The 3906-nt window shown below is 73.3% G+C and carries 3 protein-coding genes; 1 reads left to right on the forward strand and 2 read right to left on the reverse strand.

Annotated elements, in window-relative coordinates; translation table 11 throughout:
* On the forward strand, positions 1-936 hold a 936-nt coding region (locus L1885_RS25000), incomplete at its 5' end, for a lysophospholipid acyltransferase family protein (RefSeq protein WP_235799437.1).
* A gap of 161 nt (positions 937-1097) precedes the next feature.
* Here the strand turns inward: L1885_RS25000 and L1885_RS25005 are convergent.
* The gene (locus L1885_RS25005) at positions 1098-2366 is read right to left on the reverse strand and encodes a DUF5667 domain-containing protein (protein ID WP_235799438.1); all 1269 of its coding nucleotides are present in this window, start codon (positions 2364-2366) and stop codon (positions 1098-1100) included.
* A 255-nt stretch (positions 2367-2621) separates the two neighbouring features.
* Positions 2622-3425: an ECF subfamily RNA polymerase sigma factor, BldN family gene (locus tag L1885_RS25010; protein WP_235799439.1), complete on the reverse strand. Its 804-nt coding sequence runs from the start codon at positions 3423-3425 to the stop codon at positions 2622-2624.
* Between the last annotated feature and the right edge of the window lie 481 nt (positions 3426-3906).

Raw genomic sequence — 3906 nt, forward strand, 5'->3', positions numbered from 1 at the left:
CCCGGCGACGACGGCGCGGACGGGGGCTCGGGCGCGGGCTCCGGCGGCTCCTCGGCGCCGGGCGGCGCGGGGGCCGGGGGCGCGGACGAGGGGCGTCCCGGCTGGGAGGAGCGGATCGAGCGCGGGCTCGCGTTCCTGCGGCGGCGGGTGACGGGCGAGTACGAGGTCGACGACTTCGGCTACGACAAGGACCTCACCGACCAGGTGCTGATGTCCCTGATCAGGCCCCTGTACGAGAACTGGTTCCGGGTCGAGGTCAAGGGCGTCGAGAACATCCCGTCCGAGGGCGGGGCGCTCGTGGTGGCGAACCATTCGGGGACGCTGCCGTGGGACGGGCTGATGATGCAGGTCGCCGTGCACGACCACCACCCGGCCGGCCGGCATCTGCGGCTGCTCGCCGCCGACCTGGTGTTCATGCTGCCGGTCGTCAACGAGCTGGCCCGCAAGGCCGGCCACACGCTGGCGTGCACGGAGGACGCCGAGGAGCTCCTCGGCCGGGGCGAGGTCGTCGGGGTGATGCCGGAGGGGTTCAAGGGCCTCGGCAAGCCGTTCGGCGAGCGGTACAAGCTCCAGCGCTTCGGCCGGGGCGGCTTCGTGTCGACGGCCCTGCGCACGGGCGTGCCGATCGTGCCGTGCTCGATCGTCGGCGCGGAGGAGATCTACCCGATGCTCGGCAACTCGAAGACGCTGGCAAGGCTGCTGGGGATCCCCTACTTCCCGCTGACGCCGACGTTCCCGTGGCTCGGCCCGCTCGGCGCGGTGCCGCTGCCGACGAAGTGGACGATCCAGTTCGGGACGCCGATCGCGACGGACGGCTACCCGCCGGAGGCGGCGGAGGACCCGATGCTGATGTTCAACCTGACGGACCGGGTGCGCGAGCAGATCCAGCACACGCTCTACAAGCTGCTGGTGCAGCGGCGGTCGGTCTTCTTCTGAGGCGGCGGGCGGGCGCGGGCCCGGCCCGGTGGCGCCCGGCCCGGGCGCCGAGCCATGTCCCGGTGGCGTACGCGCGACTCGGGGCGTACGTGCGGCGCGCGGTCGCGGTACGCACGAGGGGGCGGCTCCCCGCCGGGAGCCGCCCCCTCACCTGCTGTGCGTCACTCGCCCTGGTCGGCGCCGTCGTGCGCGTCGATGCCGAGGCCGGGCAGGAGCCCCGGCAGCAGCGGCGGGAGCGTGACGTCGGGCTGGGGCGCGCCCGGAGCCTGGTCCTCAGGCGGTGCGGCCGGGTCGCTGGCCGCGCCCGACGGCGGGTCGACGAGGCCGCCCGCGGCACCGCCGATGAGCCCGCCCTCGTGGGTCGCGCCCGCGGAACCGCCCTGCGAGCCGGTCGGCGAGGGCGTGCCGCCCGACCCTCCGGAACCGCTGTGACCGTGGCTCTCGCCCGAGCTCGGGGTGGCGGGCGAGGGCTTGCGGTGCCTGCCGGTGCCGGGCGCCGTGCTGCTCCCCGGCGCGTCGGTGGCGGCGGTCCCGGACTGCTTGCGGCCCGGCTGCGGGAGCTTCGACTGCAGCGGGGCGACGTCCTGGTCTATGGCCGCGAAGACCGAGTTGACCTCTTCGCCGACATCGGCGAGCTGGACGGGCAGCCGGCCGCGGAGCCCGTCCCAGGCCTGCCGGTGCGAGGCCGTGAACGACGACAGCGTCGCCATCGGGGCCAGCGAGCCGTTCTTCTCGTAGGCCGCGTGCAGCAGGCGGTGGCCCTCGGACGCGTCGTCCTTCATGCCGGTCAGCGTCCGGCGGATCTCGGCCAGGGACTCGTGGTCGAGCTGCCCCGTCCGGCCCCGTTCCATGAGTCTTCGCGCTTCGGTCAGCCGCGCGGAGGCGTGGTCGAGATAGAGGCCGCCGCGCGCGGAGTCGGTGTCCGCCAGGTCGAGCCTGATGTCCTCCATGCCGCGTTTGAGCCCGTACAGCGAGTCACCGGGCAGCGCGTCCGAGCTGGCAGCGGCGACTCCGCTGAAGGCGCCCGCCGCCACACCGACCGTGAGGCCGCCGGCGGCGAGACTCTTCGACCAGCGGGACCTCGGCCGCAGCCGCCCGAGGGGGGACGCGCGATGGGCGCCCCTCGACGTGCGCTGCGCCGGCACCGTAGGGCCCGAGGACCCCTGGGCGGCCGCGCCCTCCTGCAGCATGGCCTCCATGGCGGCCACGAGCTGGGCTCGCTGCACCACCTTGACCTCGGGATCCAGCACGGGCTTCGGCATCTCGCCGAGGCTGCGCGCCAGTCCCAACAGCCGCCTCTGGTCGGATGGTTCGGCTGATTCGGCGGTCGGCTCGGCCGACTGTGGCGTCGCCGGGCCCAGGTCGGCCCTGTCGTCCAGGGTCTGGGCGAAGGCGTTCGCCCGCCGGTGTGCCGAGACGTTCGCGATCACTGGCGGCACCTCCTCTCGTCATGACGGTCGACTCCCCGGGGGTCCGATGAGGATCGACCCGCGTGCGCGGGGGGCACAGGGAGCCTGCATCCCGCACAACGAGCGGTGCCGCACTTGGGTTACGCGCGGAAGGCGATCCGACCACAGCGTGACCGCGTTGTCAACGCAGCGTGATGGCAACGGGGTTGGGATCCGTGCCGGCGCGGAGCGCGAAGGGCCGCCCGGCGCGGGACCGGGCGGCCGTGGGAAGGGGGGTCAGCGGGCGTCGTCGGGCAGCAGCCGGGCGAGCGTGCGGACCGCGCGGTACTGGAGTGTCTTGATGGCGCCCTCGTTCTTGCCCATGACGCGGGCGGTCTCGGCGACCGAGAGGCCCTGGAGGAAGCGGAGGGTGACGCACTCCTGCTGCTGCGGGTTGAGCTTGCGCACCGCTTCGAGCAGGGCCGCGTTGGACAGGGACTCCAGGACGGAGTCCTCGGGGCTGCGCTCGACCTCGTTGGCGTCCAGCATCTCGCCCGTGGTCACCTCGAGGCGGAACCTGCTCGACTTGAAGTGGTCCGCGACCAGGTTGCGCGCGATGGTGACGAGCCAGGCGCCGAAGTCGCGGCCCTGCCAGGTGAACGTGGAGATCCGGCGCAGGGCGCGCAGGAAGGTCTCGCTGGTGAGGTCCTCGGCGGTGGCCCGGCCGCCGACCCGGTAGTAGATGTAGCGGTAGACGGTGTCGCTGTACTGGTCGTAGAGCCGGCCGAAGGCGTCGGCCTCTCCGGCCTGGGCGCGTTCGACCAGGTCCATCATGCGGGCGCTGTCGCTGTCGGCGGTCGGACGGCGCGTGGCCGCCGGCGCCGAACCGGCCGCGTTCCGGGCGCGGCCGCTCCTTCTGCCGACCGCGGCGCCTCCGCTCGCCAGGGCGTAGCAGGGGCCGATAGGGCCGCTCACGGCAGGGGCCGTTGCGGCGAGTGCGGGGACGGCGTACGCGGTGGGGACAAGACCGCGCAAGAGGTCGAGGACCGTTGCGCGCAGCGTAGCCAGGCCCGAGGCGTCAACCCCGACGTGTGAGTACACGGGTCTCCCAGAGGCAGAGCTTCCATCACGTGCAGTGCGGGACCTCTCACCCGCTGTCGCGGTGTGCGGGGTCCGGTATGCGTCTGAGGAGAATAACGCTTCGTACAGGCAGTGCTACACCGAGTTGCTCAAATCATCGGTTACGTCGCTTCCGTGGCGGCTCATCGATGGTTCAAGTAGCAGATGGTGACCGGTTAATGATCAGATCGCGGCAGGATTTGATCGCGGGTCGGGTGGGCCCGGGACAGCCGGGGTGCGGCGAATCGGACAGAGCGCCGACATTCGTACGTGTGGCGTGACGCTCGGCGCACGTGTGGCGCGGATCAGGTGGTCACGGGCGGTCCGGGCGCGGCCGCGCGGCCACCCGGGCGGGCACGCAGCGTGTCGGTACGGGGTGTGACGGCGTGGCGCGCCGGTGGTCACGCAGCGCAGCCGGATCCGTGCTGCCGGCGGGTCGCGGCGCGGTGGGCGGCGGGCGGCG

Origin of the sequence: Streptomyces fuscigenes (assembly GCF_021556455.1) — a bacterium.
Classification (GTDB): Bacteria; Actinomycetota; Actinomycetes; order Streptomycetales; family Streptomycetaceae; genus Streptomyces; species Streptomyces fuscigenes.